This window comes from Pseudomonas sp. Tri1, assembly GCF_017968885.1.
GTDB lineage: Bacteria > Pseudomonadota > Gammaproteobacteria > Pseudomonadales > Pseudomonadaceae > Aquipseudomonas.
The window spans coordinates 837,452-857,471 of record NZ_CP072913.1 but is presented as its reverse complement, the minus strand read 5'-3'; the positions used below and the strand labels follow the sequence as shown (position 1 = coordinate 857,471).

General features: G+C 60.2%; 15 protein-coding genes. 9 read left to right on the top strand and 6 right to left on the bottom strand.

The window, feature by feature from the left end:
* Nucleotides 1-18: 18 nt before the first annotated feature.
* From J9870_RS03650 to J9870_RS03640, 3 genes are all read right to left on the bottom strand, one after another.
* Complete coding sequence (locus J9870_RS03650; RefSeq protein ID WP_210642746.1) at nucleotides 19-1,725, bottom strand: ShlB/FhaC/HecB family hemolysin secretion/activation protein; 1,707 nt, start codon at nucleotides 1,723-1,725, stop codon at nucleotides 19-21.
* Nucleotides 1,726-1,959: 234 nt separating this feature from the next.
* Nucleotides 1,960-2,859: a proline iminopeptidase-family hydrolase gene (locus J9870_RS03645; RefSeq protein WP_210642745.1), complete on the bottom strand. Its 900-nt coding sequence runs from the start codon at nucleotides 2,857-2,859 to the stop codon at nucleotides 1,960-1,962.
* Between the two features lie 90 nt (nucleotides 2,860-2,949).
* Nucleotides 2,950-3,711 carry a LuxR family transcriptional regulator gene (locus J9870_RS03640; RefSeq protein ID WP_135843586.1) on the bottom strand — a complete coding sequence of 254 codons (762 nt, stop codon included), beginning with the start codon at nucleotides 3,709-3,711 and terminating at the stop codon, nucleotides 2,950-2,952.
* Between the two features lie 164 nt (nucleotides 3,712-3,875).
* Here J9870_RS03640 and J9870_RS03635 point away from each other — a divergent pair, with 164 nt between their 5' ends.
* From J9870_RS03635 to J9870_RS03610, 6 genes are read left to right on the top strand one after another with little or no spacing between them, the layout of a single operon-like run.
* A complete protein-coding gene (locus J9870_RS03635) occupies nucleotides 3,876-4,763 on the top strand; it encodes a proline iminopeptidase-family hydrolase (RefSeq protein WP_210645088.1) in 888 nt (295 codons plus the stop codon).
* Between the two features lie 3 nt (nucleotides 4,764-4,766).
* Nucleotides 4,767-5,714, top strand: a complete 948-nt coding sequence (locus tag J9870_RS03630) for an ABC transporter permease (RefSeq protein WP_135843585.1) — start codon at nucleotides 4,767-4,769, stop codon at nucleotides 5,712-5,714.
* Entirely contained in the window at nucleotides 5,711-6,568 is an 858-nt protein-coding gene (locus J9870_RS03625; protein ID WP_135843584.1) for an ABC transporter permease, read from the top strand. The genes J9870_RS03630 and J9870_RS03625 overlap by 4 nt, the downstream gene beginning before the upstream one ends.
* Nucleotides 6,565-7,551, top strand: coding sequence for an ABC transporter ATP-binding protein (locus tag J9870_RS03620; RefSeq protein ID WP_134922755.1), 987 nt, complete (start codon nucleotides 6,565-6,567; stop codon nucleotides 7,549-7,551). The genes J9870_RS03625 and J9870_RS03620 overlap by 4 nt, the downstream gene beginning before the upstream one ends.
* The gene (locus J9870_RS03615; RefSeq protein ID WP_210642744.1) at nucleotides 7,548-8,519 is read left to right on the top strand and encodes an ABC transporter ATP-binding protein; all 972 of its coding nucleotides are present in this window, start codon (nucleotides 7,548-7,550) and stop codon (nucleotides 8,517-8,519) included. Before J9870_RS03620 ends, J9870_RS03615 begins: the two co-directional genes overlap by 4 nt.
* A gap of 29 nt (nucleotides 8,520-8,548) precedes the next feature.
* Nucleotides 8,549-10,063: an ABC transporter substrate-binding protein gene (locus J9870_RS03610; RefSeq protein WP_210642743.1), complete on the top strand. Its 1,515-nt coding sequence runs from the start codon at nucleotides 8,549-8,551 to the stop codon at nucleotides 10,061-10,063.
* Nucleotides 10,064-10,113: 50 nt separating this feature from the next.
* Here J9870_RS03610 and J9870_RS03605 read toward each other — a convergent pair whose 3' ends face one another.
* Nucleotides 10,114-10,704, bottom strand: a complete 591-nt coding sequence (locus tag J9870_RS03605) for a hypothetical protein (protein WP_210642742.1) — start codon at nucleotides 10,702-10,704, stop codon at nucleotides 10,114-10,116.
* A 371-nt stretch (nucleotides 10,705-11,075) separates the two neighbouring features.
* Between J9870_RS03605 and katG the strand changes: the two genes are divergently transcribed.
* Entirely contained in the window at nucleotides 11,076-13,340 is a 2,265-nt protein-coding gene (gene katG, locus J9870_RS03600) for a catalase/peroxidase HPI (protein WP_210642741.1), read from the top strand.
* A gap of 151 nt (nucleotides 13,341-13,491) precedes the next feature.
* Here the strand turns inward: katG and J9870_RS03595 are convergent, their stop codons facing one another.
* Both J9870_RS03595 and J9870_RS03590 read right to left on the bottom strand, forming a co-directional pair.
* A complete protein-coding gene (locus J9870_RS03595; protein WP_210642740.1) occupies nucleotides 13,492-14,340 on the bottom strand; it encodes a phosphatase PAP2 family protein in 849 nt (282 codons plus the stop codon).
* 24 nt (nucleotides 14,341-14,364) lie between these two features.
* Nucleotides 14,365-15,057, bottom strand: a complete 693-nt coding sequence (locus J9870_RS03590; RefSeq protein WP_210645086.1) for a histidine phosphatase family protein — start codon at nucleotides 15,055-15,057, stop codon at nucleotides 14,365-14,367.
* A gap of 239 nt (nucleotides 15,058-15,296) precedes the next feature.
* Here J9870_RS03590 and J9870_RS03585 point away from each other — a divergent pair, with 239 nt between their 5' ends.
* Together J9870_RS03585 and J9870_RS03580 are read left to right on the top strand one after the other, a co-directional pair.
* Entirely contained in the window at nucleotides 15,297-17,216 is a 1,920-nt protein-coding gene (locus J9870_RS03585) for a methyl-accepting chemotaxis protein (RefSeq protein WP_210642739.1), read from the top strand.
* Nucleotides 17,217-17,467: 251 nt separating this feature from the next.
* Nucleotides 17,468-20,002: a Tc toxin subunit A gene (locus J9870_RS03580; protein WP_210642738.1), complete on the top strand. Its 2,535-nt coding sequence runs from the start codon at nucleotides 17,468-17,470 to the stop codon at nucleotides 20,000-20,002.
* Nucleotides 20,003-20,020: the final 18 nt, after the last annotated feature.

Below are 20,020 nucleotides of genomic sequence, written 5' to 3'. Positions count from 1 at the left end.
CGTTGCAGCAGAATTTGTTTAAAGGAGTACATCCACGCGGAAGTAGATCGGCGCTTCGCGCTCGGTCAGGGCATCCGGACGTTCCAGGGAGTGGGCGAAGGTCACGCTGGCGCTCAGGTGCTCGCCGCGGGCGAATAACTCCAGCGAGTTGCTCGACATGCGCCCGTGCTCGTCGCCGTTGTAGCGATTGCCACGAATCACGCCCTGGTCATAACCGAGGCTGGTGCCGTATTCGGCGAACACCGGGCGCAGCCATTCCAGGGTCACCGGGCGACTCCAGCGCAGGTCGTTGCGCCAGTAGCCGCCGCTATCGCCGGACAGTGTCTGGTCCTTGTAGCCCCGGATCGACGACAGCCCGCCCAGGCTCATGCGCTGCGAGCTGAACAGCGCATCCTCGCTGCGCTGGCCGGTCATCAAGCTGCTGAAGCTGAAAGACTCGCCGCCCAGCATGAAGGGCTGCAAGTAGCTGAGGGTGGCGGTGTATTTGCGATAGCGCGCATCCGGTAGCCCAGGCCCCGGGTCGTGATCGCCCTGAGCATCCAGGGCTCCGATACCCTCTTGCATGCCCAGGTCAAGGTTGACGAAGGCATTGCCGACTCGCCGCCCATGGTTGATGCCGAACTGCGCTTCGCTGATGCGATTGCTGCTCTCGGCGAGTTTGCTGTCTTCGATGAAGTTGTTGGTGCGCAGGTACGCCAGGCCCGTATTGAGGGAGGTCTTGCTCATGGCATCGCGATGGATCACCCGTTCCAGGCGCACCTGATGGTTCTGGCTGTCGCCGCTCTGCTTGAAATTGAAGCCGTTGGCCTGGCCCAGGGCGCGGTATTCGCTCTGGCTGTAGGTGTAACTCAGGTTCCACCAACCAAAGGGCAGGTTGTAATAGAGCATGGCGTTGCGCGAGGTTTTCTGGTGATCGCTGACGGCATCGTGGCCGCCACGCAAGGCCAGTTGATCGGCCAGGCCAAGGGGGCTGTCCCAGTCCAGGGAGGTACCCCATTGCTGTTCGCCGGTACTCTTCTGGCCATCGTTGTGCCGCGACAGGCCGGCGCGCCAAGGTTTCTGCGGGGTGTTCTTGACCAGCACTTCACTGCCGCCGATGTTCTGCCCGGGGGTCAGCTCCATCGTCGCCTGGTTCGATGGCAGGCGATTGAGCTGATCGACCATCTGCTCGATCTCCCGCAGGTTGACCAGGTCGCCGGTCTTGCCGGGAAAGGCCATCGCCAATTCACGATCCGACAACTTGCTGCCCTCGGCGCGCTTGAGCCCTTCCAGCCGCCCCTCGACCACCAGCACTTGCAGGTGACCGCTGGACAGGTCCTGTTGCGGCAGATAAGCGCGGCTGGTGATCAGGCCTTTTTCCAGGTAGTGGTCGGTGATGACCTTGAGCAGCTGGTTAAGCTGTGGCACGCCCAGGCACTGGTTGACGTAGGGCTTGAGCAGCCGCTCGCGCTCACTGGCCGAAAGGCTGTCGGCGCCCTTGAGTTCGATGGTCTTGATCGGGAAGCAGCGGGTATCGACAGGTGCCGTTGGCTGAGTCGGCTTTGCTTCCTTGCCGGGCAGGTCCTTGAGTTCTTCCAGGCGTCGACGCTGCTCTTCGAGCAAGCGATTCTGGCGCTCGCGGATCAGGTCTGTGTCGCCAGGGGTGGGTGCAGCGTAAGCGAGCGTTAGCGGAGAAAGGCACAGCAGAGCCAGGCATAACCTCGCCCAATGGGCGGGTAAGAACATGTTCGATCCCTCGATACAGATATGACAGCAAGCTCGTAAGCGGACGAAGAGCCGAATGCCGGCTTACCCCTACGAAACACTCACATTGCTGATGCGTAAAACCACGCGCATACCAGACCTTGCATATCGCTTTCGGTTCAAGAGAGCGGAATTTTCCTTTCAAAAAAAGAGACGCGTCTCACAGGACGCGTCGAAAAAAACAACAAAAACGACGGCTCGGATTGCGCAGACGGCCTACAAACACTCATCCAGGAAACTCACCACAGTTCCCATGCAAGCCATCCGCTCCTCGATATGGGGCATATGGCTGGAGTGTTCGAACAACGCCCAGCGAATGTCGGGAACATGATCCACATAGGGCTTGACCACCAACGGCGTCGCTTCATCGTATCGGCCTGAAATCAACAGGGTCGGCACCCTGACGCGAGACAAGCGATCGGTGATGGACCAGTCCTTCATGCTGCCGATCACATGGAACTCGGTGGGGCCATTCATGGCGTGATAAACGGTAGGATCGGCATCGATCTGGGCAAAGGTACGGGCGACTTCGTCGGGCCAGGGCGTGACACGGCAGACATGACGGTCGTAGAAAACCCGAGCGGCCTCAAAGTACTCGGTAGACGTCAAGGTTCCAGCCCGCTCGTGCTTGAGCAGTGTTTGCTGCACCTCAATGGGTAGAAGCTGGCGCAAGCGATTGACTTCAAGGAGCCAGGTGGACATGTCCGCCGGGGAGTTGGCGATGATCAGCGCGCGCAAGCCCGCAGGCTGGAGCACCGCGTGTTCGCTGGCCAGCATGCCGCCCCAGGATTGCCCCAAAAGTGCGTAATTGTCGCGAATGCCCAGATGATCCAGCAGGTTCCCCAACTCATCGAGAAAGAGCGCCACGTTCCAGAACGAGGGGTCTTTTTCCGGAAGATGGGTGGAACGCCCATTACCCAGTTGGTCGTAATGAATCACCGGATAGCCACTGTTGGCAATATCCTTGAAAGCATCGACATAATCGTGTGTACAGCCCGGGCCGCCATGCAGGATCAGCAGCGGCGTACGGCCACTGCTGAAATCGCCAGTGATGCGATACCAGGTCTGATACGGACCGAAAGGTGCAAAGCCTTCGTGTGTTACGGGAAGATCCATTTCGTGCCGCCCCCTAGAAATCCTGCGGCACACGATACCGGGGACTGGCCGGCGGAATAACTAGAGAAACAGATAGGTTTTTGCCCGATTTCAGCTATCGAGCAACCGATAATGCACTGCCCTGACCACGGCCTGGACCCGATTCCTGGCGCCGAGCTTGTGCATTGCAGAAGTCAGGTGGAGGGTGATGGTGGCCAAGGAGCGATTGAGTTGCCTGGCAATGTCCGCCGCCGTCAACCCCTCAGCGGCTAATCTCAAGCACTCACGCTCGCGTTTGGTCAGGCGAACCGGGCATGTGCGGGCTTCCTTGACGAGCAGCGGAAAAGCCGCCTCTTGCAGGGCATGGGAAATCAGGCTGAAGTCGCCCAGCGTCTGCCGGACATCCTGCAGTGTGCTGCCCTTCGTATCGGCGCGCAGCCCGGTCAATGTCGCAAAGCCGCCCTTGGGCAAATGCATCGGCACCGTCACGCCACAGGTCATGCGCGAATCCTGCAGATAGCTCACGACCGGTGCATGACTCTGGCCGATGAACGGCTGCAGCACCGTGTCGGCCTCCGGTCGATAGGACCAGACAAAAGGAGAAATGGCATTGATTGCCAGATGCTGGACGGGGTCGATCTGGTAATAACCCTCTTCACACCAGAGCGAGTGCCAATCACGGGGGGTATTGCGCAACTTCAGCACAGTCGGGGTGATCAGTGCCCCATCATGATCCAGCGGCACCGGACTGTAGTCGTACACCAAGGCTTCAAAGCCTAACGCCTGGGCCATCCCCAGGGCGTTATCCATCTGCTCGTCCAGGCTCCTGCCAGACAAAAGACGGGTATTGAAGTCAGACAGCTTGGCCTGCATCCATTCAGCTCCCTTATTAATTTCAATCCTGAAATCGTGCAAGTAGAATGCCACGCCTGAGCGAGGGAATGCCAGATCAAACCTATAAGAATTGCTAGCTTATGGGCACGTAGCTTCCTCGGTAAGGTTTAGCCAAAGAGCGGCACCTGGGCAGGAGAGCAATGATGTGGCGTGAGATCGAGCCGGACCAGCGATACGACCTGGAAGTCGACGGTCATCATCTGGTGGCCTATGGCTTTGGCGACGGCGACGAGGTGCTGTTGTGCCTCAATGGCGGCCCGGGATTGCCTTGCGATTATCTGCGTGACAGCCACGGCTGGCTCAAGGAAAAGGGCTTGCGGGTCATCGCTTTCGATCAGTTGGGTACCGGTGCCTCGGCCAGGCCTACTGACGAATCCCTGTGGGACATCACCCGTTATGTGGCGGAGGTAGAGACCGTCCGCCAAGCCCTCGACCTGGGCAAAGTGCACCTGCTAGGGCACTCCTGGGGTGGCTGGCTGGCGATCGAGTACGCCATTCATCACCCCCAATCGCTGAAAACCCTGATCCTGGAAAATACCGCCGGCGATATCCCTCACCTGTCCCGGGAGCTCGAACGTCTACGGGCGGCCCTGGGCAGTGAGACCGTCGCGATGATGCAGCGCCATGAAGCCTTGGGCACCCTGGATCATCCGCAATACCAGGCGGCCATCACCCTGCTCAACTATCGCCATGTCTGCCGTCTGGACGAGTGGCCAGCACCGGTGACACGTTCCCTGGGCGACTGGAACATGGGGCCCTACATGACCATGCAAGGCCCCAACGAATTTCTCTATACCGGCAACCTCAAGGACTGGAATCGCATCGAGCAGATGGCCGGCTTCGAAATGCCCGTGCTGATCACCACCGGTCAACATGATGAACTGACGCCAGCCTGCGCAATGCGCATGAAAATGGTGCTCAAGGATGTACAACTGAATGTGTTCCCCAACAGCAGCCACATGCCCTTCTACGAAGAGCCCCAAGCCTATTTTCCAGTCCTGCTGGATTTTCTGCACCGCCATCGGAACTAACCCATGAACCTGGCGCGCTACCGTTTCATACTGTCGCGCCCGCTACAGCTATTGCCGGTGCTGTTTGGCATCAGCATGATCACCTTTGTGCTTGTGCGCTCAATTCCCGGGGATCCCGCCCGGGCACTGCTGGGCTCGCGCAGCACACCGGAGGCGCTGATCAGGATTCGTGCCCAGTACGGTCTCGACCAGCCGCTGTGGATGCAGTACTTCTACTTTCTCAAGAACCTGCTCAAAGGCGATCTCGGCCAATCGCTGCTCTACAAAGTCGATGCCTTGAAGTTGATCAGTACCCGCATTGAGCCAACCCTGTTCCTGGTGCTCGGCAGCGTACTGCTGGCGCTGCTGATTGCCGTGCCGCTGGCAACGGTGGCGGCGCGCAACAAGGGCGGCTGGCAGGATCACCTGATTCGTCTGTTCACCACGGCAGGGCTCGGCATGCCGGCGTTTTGGCTAGGCATCATGTTGATCCTGCTGCTCAGCGTGCAGTTGGGGCTGTTCCCGGTCTCAGGCTATGGACGTACAGGGTGGGACAAACTGCATCACATGATTTTGCCGTGCCTGACCATTGCCTTGGCACTCTCCGCCGTGCTGGTGCGCAATCTGCGTGCCAGCATGCTCATGGAGCTACAAGCCGATCATGCCACCGCCGCACGGGCCCGGGGCTTGTCCGAGCGGGCGATATTTCATCGGCATGTGCTGCCCAACTCCCTGGTGCCGGCGGTCAACCTGCTGGCGGTGAACATCGGCTGGTTGATCAGCGGCACGGTGGTCATCGAAAGTCTGTTTGCCATTCCCGGCATCGGCCAATTGCTGGTACGCGGCATCTTTACCCGTGACTACATGGTGGTCCAGGGCGTGGCCATGGTGCTGGCCCTCGCCACCGTCACGGTCAATTTTCTCGCCGATGTGCTGACCGTGATGATTGATCCGCGGGTGAACATGCGATGAGCGGCCAGACCCTCAGTCCCGCCTGGCGTCTTGCGCTGCGTTTCGGCTTGCGCAACGGTCGCCCGGCCACCGTGCTGGGCCTGGCGATTCTGTTTGGCTGGCTGTTGCTCGCACTCTTGGCCCCCTGGGTCGCGCCCTTCGATCCGATTGCCCAGAACACCGATATCCGCCTGCTGGGGCCGAGCCTGGCCCATCCTTTCGGCACGGATAATTTCGGTCGCGACGTTCTTTCCCGAGTGATCTGGGGCGCGCGCATCGACTTGCAGATTTCCGTGATCGGGGTGATTTTCCCGTTCTTGATCGGCACTTGCGTCGGCGCCTTGGCCGGCTATATCGGTGGCCGGTTCGACACGATCTGCATGCGCCTGATCGATATTATCCTGGCCTTCCCCTTCCTGGTGCTGATGTTGGCAATCATGGCCATCCTCGGCCCCGGCCTGAGCAGTTTTTATATTGCGATGGCTTTGGTGGGTTGGGTGTCCTATGCACGGCTGATCCGCTCGCAGATTCTGGTGCTCAAGGAAAGCGATTTCGCCTTGGCAGCAAAAAGCCTGGGCTTCGGTCATGGACGCATTCTGTTTCGGCACCTGTTGCCCAATGCCATGTTCGGTTCGATCGTGTTCTCCATGTCCGACGCAGTGCTGGTACTGCTCAATGGGGCGGCGGTCAGCTACCTCGGCCTGGGGGTTCAGCCCCCCACCGCCGAGTGGGGCACGATGGTCGCCGAGGGCCAGAGTTTTATCACCAACGCCTGGTGGATCTGCACCTTCCCGGGACTGGCGATCGTCACCCTGGCCATGGGCTTCAGTCTGCTGGCCGACGGTGTCGCCGAGCACCTCGGAGAGCGTCCATGAGTACACCGGTGTTGCACGTCGAGGACCTCAGCGTAATCGCCGGCCACGGTGAGGGCGAAGTCACGCTGGTGGATCGTGTGTCATTTGACCTGGCCGAAGGCGAAATCCTCGGTCTGGTGGGTGAAAGCGGCTCAGGCAAGACGATGGCCTGCCGGGCCTTGATGCGCTTGCTACCCTCTTCAAACCTCCGGGTCCAGGGCAAGGCCGTGCGCCTTGCCGGTGAGGACCTGCTGTCGCTGGATGAGGCCGGCATGCGGGGCATACGAGGTCGGCGGCTGGGGATGATCTTTCAGAACCCCGGTAGTCATCTTGACCCGTTGATGCGTATCGGCGAACAGATCGGCGAGGGCATACGCCTGCATCAGGGGGCGTCCAAACGTGAAGCTCGGGCGAAGGCCATTGATGTGTTACGCCAGGTGGGCATTCCCGATCCGCTACGGCGGGTCGACAGTTATCCCCATGAGTTTTCCGGTGGCATGCGTCAACGCGCCATGATCGCCGTGGCATTAGGTTGCAACCCTCAGGTGCTGATCGCCGATGAGCCGACCACCGCCCTGGATGTCACGGTACAGGCACAGATCCTGCGCCTGCTCCTGGATTTGCGCGACCAACGTGGCCTGTCAATCATCATGATCACCCACGACCTGGGGGTCGTCGCCCAGACCTGTGACTCGATCGCGGTGATGTACGCCGGTCGGCTCTGCGAGCACGGCACCAAGCTTGATCTGCTGGCTCATCCCCGACATCCCTATACGGCGGCCCTGATCGACTGCCAACCGGCTACCAGCACCGGCCATGCCATGCTCAAAACCATCGCCGGCCAGCCGCCTCTGCTGGATGCGCTGCCCACCGGTTGCCGCTTCAATCCACGCTGCCTTCAGCAGGGCAGCCAGTGCACGCGGCTGTTGCCACAGATGCAAGTCACGACCGAGACACACCGAATCGCCTGCCATTACCCGCTGCCTGAGGGGGCCTCGTCATGACCCTGTTGCAAGTGAAGGATCTACAGGTGCGCTTCGCCGCCCCTGGCAGTGGTCCGTTCGGGATCAACAGGCAATGGGTGAAAGCCGTCAACGGTGTATCGCTGAGTCTGGCCACCGGGGAAGTGCTTGGGTTGGTGGGTGAGTCGGGCAGCGGCAAGAGTACCCTGGGTCGGGCCATCTTGCGCCTCACTGAGGTCAGCGCCGGACAAATCCTGTTCGATGGCGTGGATATGGCTCAAGGCAAGCGGATCGACATCGAGCGATTGCGCCACGAAACCGCGATGATTTTCCAGGATCCTTATACCGCCCTCAATCCGCGATTGAGCATTGGCGACACCCTGGCTGAAGTGCTGCGAGTGCGATGTGCGATCCCTGCATCACTGATTCGCCATCGGGTCGATGAATTGCTGACCCTGGTCGGCCTGCGGCCGGAGCTGGCCAACCGCAAACCGGGTTCGTTGAGTGGCGGTCAATGTCAACGTGTGGGAATCGCTCGGGCACTGGCCATCGAGCCACGGTTGATCATCGCCGATGAATGCGTGGCCGCGCTGGACGTTTCCATCCAGGGACAGATCATCAACCTGCTGCTGGAGCTGCGGCAGCGCATGAACCTGGCGATTCTGTTCATTGCCCATGACCTGGCGATCGTTCGGCGGCTATGTGATCGGGTCGCCGTGATGTACCTCGGCGAGATCGTCGAGCAAGGGCCCACGGAGGCCGTGTTCAGCAGCCCGCGACATCCCTATACCGTCGCGCTGATCCAGTCCATTCCACACATCGACCCGACTCGATCGTTGCTGAGCGACCCCCTGCCTGGCGAGCCCCCCAGCCCCCTGAACCTTCCATCCGGCTGCGCTTTTCACCCGCGCTGCCGGTATGCACAACCCGTCTGCGCAAAAACGCCGCCCCCCATCCATGACATCAATGGACATCGTTATAGCTGTGTGCTCGGAGAGCCATTGCTCTAAAAAAACATTCATCAATAGGGAGTCTGACCATGCGATCGAAACATTTGAAGTTGCTGACCGCCGCGACGTTGACCGTTTGTACCCTGGCGGCCGGTGTCGCCCAGGCTGCGGGCGTGCTGACCATCGGTTGCCGTGAAGAAAGTACGACGTTCGACCCGATCAAAAGCGCGCAAAACCGTGATAACTGGGTGTTCTCCAATGTTTACGACGTATTGGTGCGCGTCGACAACACCGGCACCAAGCTGGTACCGGGGCTGGCCGAAAGCTGGCACGTTTCCGACGATGGCCTGACCTATACCTTCAAACTACGCTCGGCCAAGTTCTCCGACGGCTCACCGATTACCGCCAGCGATGCAGCGTTCAGTCTGTTGCGCATTCGCGACAACAAAGGGTCGCTGTGGAGCGACTCCTACAAGATTATCGACAAGGCCCAAGCAACCGACCCGCAGACACTGGTGGTGACACTCACGAGCCCTTCAGTACCCTTCCTCGCGCAGCTGGCGTTGCCCAACGTCTCCATCCTGTCGCAAAAGGCCATGGAAAAAATGGGGGAGGAAGCCTACGCCCAGGACCCCGTTGCCTCTGGCGCCTTTATCGTCAAGGAGTGGCTACGCGGTGATCGCGTGGTGCTGGAGAAGAACCCCAACTTCTGGCAGGCCGACAAGGTGAGCCTGGATGGCGTGGAATGGATCTCCATCCCGGATGACAATACGCGGATGCTGAAGGTACAGGCCGGTGAACTGGATTCGGCGATCTTCGTGCCCTTCTCGCGCGTCGAAACCCTGAAGAAAGATCCCAACCTGGTCGTGCACATGGATCCCTCCACCCGCGAGGACCACCTGCTGATCAACCATGAGCACGGACTGCTGGGCAAGCCTGAAGTACGTCAGGCCCTGGACCTTGCGATCAACAAAAAATCCCTGGTCGATACCGTGACGTTCGGCCATGGCCAAGTGGCTTATTCCTACATCCCTAAAGGCGCGCTTTATCACAATGCCGATAATCTGCAGCGCCCGTACGACCCGGAAAAAGCCAGGAAAATGCTGGCGGATGCAGGCGCCTCAGGCCTGAAGCTCAATTATGTGGTCAATGCGGGCAATGAAGCCGACGAGCAGATCGCCGTGCTGGTCCAGCAACAGCTCGCAGCGGTCGGCGTGACAGCCACGTTACAGAAAGTCGACCCGACCCAGAGTTGGCAAATGCTGATCGACGGCGATTACGATCTGTCCGTGATGTACTGGACCAACGACATCCTCGACCCGGACCAGAAGACCACCTTCGTGCTGGGGCATGACACCAACATGAATTACATGACCCGCTACAAGAACGACAAGGTCAAGGATCTGGTCGCGGCCGCGCGGGTAGAAGTGGACCCGACCAAGCGCAAGCAGATGTATACCGACCTTCAGGCGATCGCCAAGCAGGACGTCAACTGGATCGATCTCTACTACAGCCCATACATCAATATTTCGCGCAAGAACATCGAGCACTTCCAGCAAAACCCACTGGGGCGTTTCTCTCTCGAGGAAACGGTGAAGCGCTAGCGAGCAGTGGCTTTCATCCGAGTCGGATAGGGCCAGTGGCAACGCCTTGATCACGAGTCGAGGCTTGCCACTTGATGGCCAAGCAACATCGGTCGCTCCCCGGTCATCTCGCACAGCAGCGCTGTGACGGCGCTCCCCTCAACCGTGCCGTGCTCTTGCAGAAAGCCCGCCACGGCGCTGACAGCCGGCCAGTAGCGATGCACCAGACAGCTGCAGCGGGCAATGGCCTGGGATTCGGCATCAAGTAGCTTGCGCGGCGGCAGCAGGCTGATCAATTCGAGCCCCCGGTCCAGGTCTCCCCGGCCGCTGCCCCTGATCAACCGGTCGGACCTGCGGTGCCGGTAGACCGCCTCGGCCACGGGCCCCGCGAAGCAATGGAGCAGGTCACGTTCAATGGCATCGACCATCGAGGGCAGGTATTCAGCGATTCCCGGAGCGTTGAAGGCCGGGCGCGGGACAAGGTAATCCGCTTCCACCATCCCTTCTGCGTACAGGGGGTTACCGCACAGGTCGAACAGAGGCCCCGTGCAGGCTTGGGCCTTGGTACGCACGGTGATGCGTTTTATCGGTTGGCCGTTCCACCAGAAGGCCAGGGCATGACCCGCTTCATGGAAGGCCGTGCTGCGCGGGCATTTGTTCATTATTGGGTCCGTCACGGCAGGCGCCACTCATATCATCTGCCTCACCTCTGGGGCCCGATAAAAGATTGTCCCTATCGACCGTTAATACTGCGCCTATTAGCTATCTGGCAGAGGGGGGCTAGCCTTAATTCAGGCTGGTGTAATCCGGCCCATTGAGACCTGAACCTGACAAGAGATACGAAACGTTCAGAAACGTACTGGGCTTGCCGTGGGCCACCGTACTGGCAACTAGACCGCTCTCACGTTGCGCGTGGTCATGACGATCAGTTGAGCGAACAGTGAGCCCTGCCCTACGTCCTTGATTTCACCTACCGCTAAAAAAGCCCGACCGGGCCGGATAGCTGGATGAACACGACCAAAGGTAGCTCCTCATGGCAAACGAATCGAAATGTCCGTTCAATCACGCCGCCGGCGGTGGCACGACCAACCGCGACTGGTGGCCGAACCAACTGAATCTGAAGATCCTGCATCAGCACTCGTCGCTGTCCGACCCCATGGGCGAGGACTTCAACTACACCCAAGCCTTCAAAAGCCTGGATTTTCAAGCACTGAAGGAAGATCTGCGGGCGCTGATGACCGACTCCCAGGACTGGTGGCCGGCGGACTTCGGCCACTATGGGCCGCTCTTTGTGCGCATGGCATGGCACAGTGCCGGCACCTACCGCACCGGTGACGGGCGCGGTGGGGCAGGTTCCGGCCAGCAGCGTTTTGCCCCGCTCAACAGCTGGCCGGACAACGTCAGCCTCGACAAGGCCCGTCGGCTGCTCTGGCCAATCAAGCAGAAGTATGGCCGCAACATCTCCTGGGCCGACCTGATCGTCCTCACCGGCAACGTCGCGCTGGAATCCATGGGCTTCAAGACGTTCGGTTTTTCCGGTGGTCGTGCGGACGTCTGGGAACCGGATGAAGACGTCTATTGGGGTTCCGAAAACAAATGGCTGGGCGGCGATGTCCGCTACGGCAAACCGGATAAAGCCGCCATGCAGGATCCCGGTGAAGGACAACTGGTGGCCGAACCGGGCAACGAAGAAAGCCGTACCGACCAGGGACGCAACCTGGAGAACCCGCTGGCAGCGGTGCAGATGGGGCTGATCTACGTTAACCCGGAAGGCCCCGAGGGCCAGCCGGACCCGGTCGCTGCCGGGCTGGATATCCGCGAAACCTTCGCCCGCATGGCCATGAACGATGAAGAAACCGTGGCGCTGATTGCCGGTGGCCACGCCTTCGGCAAGACCCACGGCGCCGGGCCCGCGGACAATGTCGGTGCCGAACCCGAAGCCGCAGGCCTGGAACAGCAAGGCCTGGGGTGGAAGAACAGTTTCGGCACCGGCAAAGGCGCCGACACCATCACCAGCGGCCTGGAGGTGACCTGGACCACCACGCCCACCCGCTGGAGCAATAATTACCTGGAAAACCTGTTTGGCTTTGAGTGGGAATTGACCAAAAGTCCGGCCGGTGCGCACCAATGGACACCAAAAAATGGCGCAGGCGCCGGCATCATCCCCGATGCCCACGACCCGTCCAAACGGCGTAACCCAACGATGCTGACCACCGACCTGGCGCTGCGCTTCGACCCGATCTACGAGAAGATCTCGCGGCGTTTCCTGGAGAACCCAGATCAGTTGGCCGACGCCTTCGCCCGCGCCTGGTTCAAGCTGATCCACCGCGATATGGGCCCGCTCTCGCGCTATTTGGGCCCGGAACTGCCCAATGAAGAACTGCTGTGGCAAGACCCTATCCCGGCGGTTGACCATGCCCTGGTCAACGACAGCGACGTCAGCGCCCTCAAGGACAAGCTGCTGGCCTCTGGCCTGTCGGTTTCACAGCTGGTGTCCACTGCCTGGGCCGCGGCATCCACCTTCCGCGGTTCCGACAAACGCGGCGGCGCCAACGGTGGACGCCTGCGCCTGGCCCCGCAGAAAGATTGGCCCGCCAACCAGCCGGAACAACTGGCTCAGGTGCTGGCGACCTTGGAAAAGGTCCGGAACGAGTTCAACGCCGCCCAGTCCGGCGGCAAGAAGATCTCGTTGGCGGATCTGATCGTGCTCGGCGGCAGCGCTGGCATTGAACAGGCGGCGAAAAATGCCGGGCTCAGCGTGACGGTACCGTTCTCGCCGGGGCGCATGGACGCGAGCCAGGAGCAGACGGATGTCGAGTCGTTCGGTTTTCTGGAGCCCATCGCCGATGGCTTTCGCAACTACCTCAAGGGCAGGTACCGCGTGTCCGCCGAGGCGCTGCTGATCGACAAGGCACAGCTGCTGACCCTTAGCGCACCGCAGATGACAGCATTGATCGGCGGTCTGCGAGTACTTGATACCAATGTCGGCCACACCGCGCACGGCGTCTTTACCCAACGGCCAGGGGCGTTGACCAACGACTTCTTCGTCAATCTGCTCGACATGGGCGTGGAATGGAAACCACTCTCCGACACCCAGGAAACCTTCGAAGCCCGTGACCGCAAGACCGGCCAAGTCAAATGGACCGGCACTCGCGTCGACCTGGTCTTCGGCTCCAACGCGCAGCTACGGGCCTTGGCCGAAGTCTATGCCAGCTCGGATGCCCAGGAGCAGTTCGTCAAAGACTTCATCGCCGCGTGGGTCAAGGTGATGAACCTGGATCGGTTTGAGCTTCGGTGAACAGAGTCCGAGGGCATGAGGCCTGGCAAGGAGGCGGCCTCATGAACTTTTCTTCACCCCACACCCCCGTGTGATTGGGTAAAGTCCCCTCGCTCATTCAAGAAACTAAGGTTTTAGCCCGCCCTCCCGCGGGCTTTTTTTTGCCTGTCATTCAAGCCGGCGATTGCGCGTTACCCAACTCGGGTACGGCTGGCCCGATAGTGACCGGACGTCGCGTCAACACCGGCTGCGCCAGGACCACCCGTCCATAAAACATCAGCGCCATCAGCCAACAGCTCAACCAGACGAAAATCCCCGCCCAGAACGTGTGCGACATGTAGTGCCAACCCTGCAAGACCCGCGTCGTGCCGTAGACGAACCCCAGGGCCAGCGCCCCATACATCACCGCTTTGGAATGACGCCAACGGTAACGGCGGGCCACGAAATACAACGCCAGCATCGTGAAGCCGCCAGACGCATGGCCGCCTGGCCAGCAGCGCCCATCACCGGCGACTTTCAACAGATTGAAGTTCTGGAACCATTCCTTGTGCTCGATCTTGCCAGCGTACTGGGTGGTTTCCACCGGGCAATACACGCTGGTGTGACCTTTGAGGTAATGAATGACCCCGGTGCTGAGGGAAAATGCAAAGACCACATAGAGAAAATCGCGCCGATGCTTGTGGGCAAAACGCAACGGCGTGGCCAAACGGGTCTTCTCCAGCAAGCGAAGTAATCCCGGGCGCTTTTCTGGCTTGAAGATCGGCCAGACAAACGACAACAGCGCCCCGATAATCGCCGCCTCGCCGGTCCAGTTCGGGATGATCCTGGCCCACTTATGGGTGATTTTCTCGAACAGCCGCACGTGCTCCAACGGAAAGACCTGGTGCAGCGGGTCGTAGAATAAATCGCTGAAGGCGATATCGATGCGAGTCATGTCGAACAGCAAGAACACCACTGCCGCGCAGACCAGGGGAATTCCAAGATTGAGCCCGTAGAAACGGGCGCGAGCAGACGTCAGCATGGGCGGTCCTAAACGTGGGAAAAATCACTTAAACGCCATCGATCGCCAGTCAGATGCTTCGATAAAACCGAGCAACTGCGGCGCTTGTGGCTGGGCGGTGGAGACGAACAGCGATGCGCCGTAGCCAAACGTCGAGGTTGGCCGCTGGAGCGCGGTTTCCAACGCCTGCATGCATTCGCTGTGGGTAACCAGAATCAGGTTGCGCCCGGCGACTTTATGGGCCAGGGCATTACGTAGAAGGTCGTGGCGGCAATTGATCAGCCAGTCGTCACCCGCACTCACCTTGTTGAACATGTAGCCCGCTGTCTGGGCCGCACGGACCAGCGGGCTGTTGTAGAGGTCGGCGTTGTCCAGGCCCAGTTGCTCGAACCGCGAGCCCAGGTCCACCGCAACGGCACGGGCTCGGTCAGTGATGCCTTCGCGATCATTCAGGCACGCGGCCTTGGCGTGGTCGCAGCGTTCGACATGGCGCACCAGCACGATCATCTCCCCCTTGGCCCAACCGTCGGCCAACGCCCGGGCGCCGGCGACGTTGCCGTGGGCCAGGTCCGGTATCGCTGCCGGGCTCAGCAGCCAGAGGGTCAACGGGATCACCAACAGTGCCGCCGCCAAGGCCACCACAGTGTTTCGGTGACGGGCAAACCGGCGCGTATCGATCGAACGCGTCAGGCCGAAAAGGCTCAGTCTCAGTTCCACATCAAGCCGCCCCGACGGCATCCACCCAGTCATTCGATGGCGCGACAGTAGAGAGACCGACGTTGGCAGGCAGTGAAACGAATGTGAAAAAAAGCTTGGCATGCACCTCAATACCCAGCAATCCCGATAGCCGGAAAAAAATTTACAGATCCAGGTGTGGTGGCCGATATAGCCCTGTTACAGGTTTTTGCTGGCTCTTAACAACAACAATCTTCCAGCCAATCGATGATCAAGCAGCACAACGTTCCTGGAGGAATTTGATGAATAGCTGGTTTGGCAACATTAGCGTCAACATGAAATTAGGCCTTGGCTTTGGCCTGGTGCTGGTACTGACCTGCCTGCTGGCCCTGACCAGCTGGACCAGCCTTGGCGGTCTGATCGACCGTAGCAACTGGATGAGCGACATCACCCAGCTCAACGCCAGCCTGACCAAGCTGCGGGTTACGCGCCTGCAATACATGCTAACCAATGGCGACGAGACTGCCGCACAAAATGTGCAGACCACCCTCGACGGTTTCGTGGCGCAACAGAACGCGCTGCTCAGCAGTTTCAAGAGCCCGGAAAACGTCAAACTGCTCAAGGAGCAGAGCGCAGTCATCAGCGCCTATCAGGTTTCCCTGAACAAAATGCGCGGCGCCTATCGCACCGGCAACACCGCCCGTGACGCCATGGGCGCGAACGCCGAGATCGCCTACAAGCTGATCGAGACCATCGATACCGACGTGCGGCAGATGGCTCTGAGCGATGAACGCTTCGCCCAGTTCCAGGCCATCACCCAAGCCAAGCAGGCGTTCATGCTGGCCCGCTATGAAGTGCGCGGCTACACCGCCAACAGCAACGCCGATACCGAACGCAAGGCCGTTACCCAACTGGACGCCGCCATTGCTTCGCTCAAACCGTTGAATGAGCATTTCTCCAGCACCCGCCAAGATGAACTGCGCCAGCTGGAAAACGCCCTGGGCCAATACCGCAGCGCCTTGCAGGCCTTCAAGCTGGCCACCGCCGATGTGGTCCAGGCGCGCAAGGAAATGACTGACCAGGGCGCGAGCATCGTTTCCCTGAGCGAGCAGCTGTACCAGATCCAACTCGACCGCCGCGACGCCGAAAGCGCCCAGGCGCGCACCCTGCAACTGACCAGCACCTTGCTGGCGTTACTGATGGGCATCATCGCGGCCGTGATCATCACGCGCCAGATTACCCGTCCGCTGCGCGAAACCCTGGCCGTGGTTGAACGCATCGCCAGTGGCGACCTGTCGCACACGGTCATCGTCACCCGTCGCGATGAACTGGGCGTGCTGCAACAAGGCATCGCCCGTATGGGCGTGACCCTGCGCGACCTGATCAGCGGCATCCGCGATGGTGTGACCCAGATCGCCAGCGCCGCCGAAGAACTGTCCGCCGTGACCGAGCAGACCAGCGCCGGGGTCAACAGCCAGAAAGTCGAGACCGACCAGGTTGCGACCGCCATGCACGAAATGACCGCCACGGTCCAGGAAGTGGCGCGCAATGCCGAAGAAGCCTCCCAAGCAGCCGCCGCCGCAGACGGCGAAGCCCGGGCCGGCGATCAGGTGGTCAGCGAAGCCATCGCCCAGATCGAACGCCTGGCCAGCGAAGTGGTGCGTTCCACCGACGCCATGACCGTGCTGCAACAGGAAAGCGACAAGATCGGCAGCGTCATGGACGTGATCAAGGCCGTGGCCGAACAGACCAACCTGCTGGCCCTCAACGCCGCCATCGAAGCGGCACGCGCCGGTGAAGCGGGCCGTGGTTTCGCCGTGGTGGCGGACGAAGTTCGTGGCCTGGCCCAGCGCACGCAGAAGTCCACCGAGGAAATCGAAGGCCTGGTGGCCGGCCTGCAAAACGGCACCCAACAAGTGGCCGCTGTGATGAACAACAGCCGCAACCTGACCGACAGCAGCGTGGCCCTGACCCGCAAGGCCGGCGTGTCACTGGGGAACATCACCCGCACGGTGTCGAACATCCAGTCGATGAACCAGCAGATCGCCGCAGCCGCCGAACAGCAAAGCGCCGTGGCCGAGGAAATCAGCCGCAGCATCATCAACGTGCGCGACGTCTCCGAACAGACCGCCGCCGCCAGCGAAGAAACCGCTGCGTCCAGTGTTGAACTGGCGCGGTTGGGCAATCAGTTGCAGATGATGGTGAGTCACTTCAGGGTTTGAGTCGCGCCCTAGGCCCCATACATTGCAACAACGTGGTTCACTTAAAGGTATGAAGAACCCCGCGTGGGGCCTCTTATGGGCCTCACGCTCCTGGTATACGGTCTACAGTAAAATCCTGCTCAGTAGAAACCAGCAACGCATCGCCCTTTCGTACAAAACCCACCCCCTCTCGTCCTACCGCCTTTTGTCGCACGCTCCTGTACGGTTTCCCCTGGACCGCACATTCCGTTCGAACAGGAGATGGACAACACATGGACGCAAGCAACGACTCACTGTTGCACCGGCTCATCGACGCCCCAATCGGCGAGGACAACGCCCAGGCCGATTTCAGGACAGCCCTGCAGCGCATGGGATTGACGTCAGTCTTCGACGTCATACGCATGGGCAAGGCGCAGTTCGTCCTTGAGCTGGGCAAGCACACCGACGTGGATGCCGGGCAGGTCTATGACCACGCCGCGAGCTATGCCCGACAGATCAGTCGTCTGTATCAGGAGCACCTGATATCGCCCAGCGATACCCGGCGACGTGCTCGGCGCAGCCTGGGTTCGGTCTCAACCTCAGCGTCCATCAGCTATCAAGCGCTGTTCAACGAGCATTGGGATCAGTTCTGCAAGGAAGGTGACATCGCTGCCATCGACTCGCCCGTGGCCTATCTGCGGGCGCTGTATCTGTTTGCCGGCCAGCTGGAAAACGCCTCCCCATCAACCGACAAAATCACCCTGGAGCAACGGCGACCGGACCTCAAGGGACTGATACTCGATCAACAAAGTGCCTTCGTTGCGCGGCCGATGCTGGACATCGTCAATGACACGTTGCGCGATGCGATCGAGGCCCATCTGGCAACGAGCGACAAGACCGTCCACCAGGTCCTGGCCAGCGAACACTACCCCTTCTCACTGCCCTACGACCTGCATCATCACCAGTGCCTGTTGGGGCTAGACACAAACAAACCGGTGCTTGGCGAATTGAATTATCGGGTGAGCCTGAAGCTCCCGTTTTCATCAGGAGATTCACCTTACGGGCATGTTTCGCAATCCCATGTCGAGGCGCAAAGATTGTTGTCCGGGCTCAGTCCTGAGCAACAGAAAATCCTGCTCGCGCCGGCCACTTCAGACCTGGACCTTGGCGTCCTGAAGAAAAGCTACGGCACTGAAAACACCAATCGCCTGCACGATCTTTCGTTCTTCAAGGAGCGCACCGGACTGACCACGGAACAGGTCGAGCAGTTGCTGGCACAAGGCACCTACAGCCCACGAACCTCGACCGCCAGTCCCCCCTCGACTCATGCCAATAATTATGGAGCCGCCTACATCAACGGGCCGGAATCGACAGCCGCCCTGACGATTCTCAAGCCCGCGAATACCTTCACCCATGCATCCCGCGAACGGTTCGCCCGCATGCAGCGAGTGATCCGACTGCAGCGCTGGACCGGTATTCCCGTTGCCGAACTGGACACGCTGATCGTCAATGCCTTGCGCTCGGAAGGCAGCACGACGATGACGCTCAACATCAATACCTTGCGCACCCTGGGGGTCTATCGCTATCTGAACCAACACCACGGCATCGCGCCGCAAGAGTTTGCGTCGTTACTGCACGACATGCCGATTGCTGCTTGCGGCCAGCAGGTGCCCTTGTTTGACCAGGTGTTCAATCGAACCCAATTGCTCGAACACCCGCAGGTGGAAGACCTGGTCACGACGGACCTGAAAACCTTCAGCTATCTCAGTGCTGGCCTCGGACTTGCCATGACGCAGGATTCGCTGCTGTTGCTAACGAAGCAAACCAAAAAACACCTGCCTTCGTTCAAACACGATTTATCCACGGTCTCGTCACTCTACCGCCAGGCCCGTATCGCCCGGATGTTCGGGCTCTCTCCCTTAGAATGCACGGCGCTGGCCCACGTACTGGGCGGGGAGGATTTCTGCAAAGCGTTGGTGACAGGGACATTGAGTACTTCGCACGCCTCACAGCCCGACATTCTCGATGTGCTGATGGCGCTGGATTGGGCCGTCGACTGGCTCAAGCAAGACAACCGGGATGTCGCGTCATGGTGTCGTCTGTTCGATGTTATCGGAGACGACGTGCCAATGAACAAGAGCCTGGAAAAACGACTGTCGATACTGCTGGCGGAAGATACCCAGCCGAGCGGAGACCGGCACGTGGTGGAGACCCTGTTGCACGACCTTGCCGACTTGTCCGCGGAGTACTTCCCCTGCGTGATGCGAATGGCCGACACCCATGCAACAACGATTGTCGCGGCCATCGAGAGCGCCCCTGGGAAAATGCCTGCGCTGCTGGCGACGGTATTGCGCACAGCCCAAACGTGCAAGGGATTGCACCTGAGCAGCAGCACCCTGCAGCAATTGATGAACAACCCGACCTGGCTGGCTGCAGGCAGCACGGGAACGCTGACGCCCCAAACCCTGTATCTACTCGAACGCTTCAGCCACTGCGCCCACCATCAGGCCCGATCAGAAGAACACCTGCTGCATTACCTGCAGCTTGCCAACCAAGACACGCCGCAAGGCGCAGGCGAAGAAGCCAATAACCTGCTGGCCAGCCTGCTGGACTGGAGCACTGACGAAGTCAGCTACCTGACTGCACACCTGGAACACAAACGCGCCCAGACCATGGAAGCCGTGGATTGGGTCATGCGTTGCCAGGCGTGCTGCCAGCGCACCGGGCTGTCGGCCAGCCTGCTGCTCAAGGCAACCGCACTCAACAGCGACAGCGAGACATCGGACTGGAGGACCGTCGGTGAAGCGCTGATCGCGGCCTGCCACTGACACGTCCTCCTTCCCCAA